This window comes from Candidatus Ruminimicrobium bovinum (genome assembly GCF_902760015.1).
Taxonomy (GTDB): domain Bacteria; phylum Elusimicrobiota; class Endomicrobiia; order Endomicrobiales; family Endomicrobiaceae; genus Ruminimicrobium; species Ruminimicrobium bovinum.
The window spans coordinates 1-2,442 of sequence record NZ_CACWEU010000034.1 but is presented as its reverse complement, the minus strand read 5'-3'; the positions used below and the strand labels follow the sequence as shown (position 1 = coordinate 2,442).

General features: G+C 31.1%; 3 protein-coding genes. 1 reads left to right on the top strand and 2 read right to left on the bottom strand.

Annotated elements, in window-relative coordinates; all coding sequences use genetic code 11:
- Window positions 1–1,247 (top strand): amidophosphoribosyltransferase (gene purF / locus ACMUOV_RS01145; protein ID WP_413852975.1); only part of this gene is annotated, 1,247 nt, incomplete at its 5' end.
- A 67-nt stretch (window positions 1,248–1,314) separates the two neighbouring features.
- On the opposite strand, the gene ACMUOV_RS01140 is transcribed toward purF, so the two are convergent.
- A complete protein-coding gene (locus ACMUOV_RS01140; protein WP_413852973.1) occupies window positions 1,315–1,821 on the bottom strand; it encodes a DUF4833 domain-containing protein in 507 nt (168 codons plus the stop codon).
- 62 nt (window positions 1,822–1,883) lie between these two features.
- The coding region (locus ACMUOV_RS01135) for an AI-2E family transporter (protein ID WP_413852971.1) at window positions 1,884–2,442 on the bottom strand (559 nt) is incomplete at its 5' end.

Sequence of the window (2,442 nt, the reverse complement as noted above, 5' to 3'; positions counted from 1 at the left end):
GTATAAATTATATTACACATAAATCCATGGGGCTTGTGTCGCAAATATTTAAAGAAAAAATATTAAATACCTTGGCAGGTAAAGTTTGTATAGGTCATGTCCGATATTCCACACATTCGGAAAGCACATTATTAAATGCACAACCTTTTGTTTTTAATTGTATTCACGGTAACATTGCCGTTGCTCATAACGGAAATATTACAAATTGTGAAACGATAAAAAAAGAACTTGCACAAAGCGGTTCAATATTTAACCACACATCAGATACCGAAATAGTTGCGCATTTGGTTGCAAAAAACAAAGGAAATTCTGCAGGAGAACTTATAAAAAATGCGGTATCAAAATTGGAAGGGGCATATTCTTTAATATTTATTATCGGTAACAAACTTGTTGGTGTAAGAGATCCGTTCGGTTTTAGACCGCTTGTTTTAGGAAAAACAAAAAATTCTTATATACTTGCATCGGAAACATCCGCAATAGATGCTGCAGGAGGAAGTTTTGTAAGGAATGTTAATCCGGGCGAAGTTATTGTAATAGAAAACGGTAAAATTACAGAGGATATTTATCTTGATAAAAAAGAAAAAGAAAAATTTTGTATTTTTGAACAGGTATATTTTTCAAGGCCTGACAGTGTGTTATGCAATAAAAGTGTTAAAAATGCAAGAGTACAAATGGGCAAATATCTTGCAAAACAAATGAAAGACATAAAAGCAGATATTGTTGTTCCCGTTCCCGATACAGGAATTTTTTCTGCACAAGGTTTTTCCGAACAGTCCGGAATAAAATTTCAAACGGGATTTATAAGAAACCATTATGTAGGCAGAAGTTTTATAAAACCGTCACAAAAAATGAGAGAAATAACGGCAAGATTAAAGTTGTTTCCCATAAAAGATGTTATTGACGGAAAGAAAATTGTTCTTATAGATGATTCGTTGGTTAGAGGAACAACGGCACAAAAAATAGTTAAAATTTTAAGAGATGTCGGTGCAAAAGAAATACATTTTGCCCTGTCTTGCCCGCCGGTAATATCACCTTGTTTTTACGGAATAGATACCCCGAATAAAGATAAACTTATCTCGGCAATGAAAAGTAACGAAGAAATAAAAGAATTTTTAAATGTTGACAGTTTAACTTTCCTTGATATTAACAATATGAAAAAAGCTTGTTGTACCGATGGACACGATACTTCCAAGTTTTGTTGTGCCTGTTTTGACGGAATTTATCCGTCTTCTATTACCGACAAATAAAAACTCAGGAAAACAAGTGCATTTATTTTCCTGAGTTTTTTAAGATTTTTAACAATAAAGGATATTATTATTTAACCGATATTTTTTGTTGCTGATCTTTTCCGGTTGCAACTTCTTTACCGAATAATTCATAATAACTTACTTTAGGTATTCCTAATGCACCGTCTTTGGATTCAATATAAACTTTTTCCAAAAAACAATCCACATCATTTATTTTTATTACCGCTTTAGGAACATTATCATATAAATCCAAAACCATAGGCTTTTCTTTAACGGCTTTTAATACAAAATCAAAATTACCTTTTTCTTTATTATATGTTGTTTGATAGCCGTAAGCTTTTTTATCAAAAGCACTAAGTTCTTCTCTTTCACCGTTTTTTTCCGCATATAACAACCAATATGCATCTATGGGCTTTTTTTCGTTTATTTTTCCGTCATCGGTCAACACTGCATCGTAATTTACAACATTAGCATTTTTGCTTCTTTCTATAACAAATAAATTGCTTGTTTTATCCGCATATAAATTTACAACAGATAACAGAAACAAAAAGCTAAGAATAAATATTTTTTTCATTTTTTTCTCCATTACAAAAAATTTATACTGTTTAGACTTATATTAATACCAAATTGTTACATTTACTGTTTTAATAAAGATCTTCTATACCTGTTTATAACTATTACAAGTATGTTTTTAACTATGGCAAATGCGGGAACAGAAATAATCATTCCGATAATTCCACCGACGTTTGCACCGAACAATAATGCAAAAATCATAGTAACAGGACCTAAATTTACATTTTTACCTACAATCAACGGCTGAACAACATGCCCGTCTATCTGTTGTATAATTTCCAATGCAATAAAAACTTCCAAAACGATTGTAAATGATTTATATTGGATAGCTGCTGCAAGAACACCCGATACCATAGCTACGGCAGGACCGAGATAAGGAATTACATTAAATAAACCTGAAACAACACCTATTGTTAATACATATTCAATATTAAAACATGCTAAAATTACACTCGTTGCTATTCCTATAAAAAAGACTTCGATAATTTGACCTCTGATATATCCGCCTAAAACGAAGTTTACTTCAAATATAAATGATATAAAAAATTCAACATATTTTGAAGGAATAAACTGAAGAAAATCGTCTTTTGCTTTATTCATACCCAACAGCATAAAAAAAGTT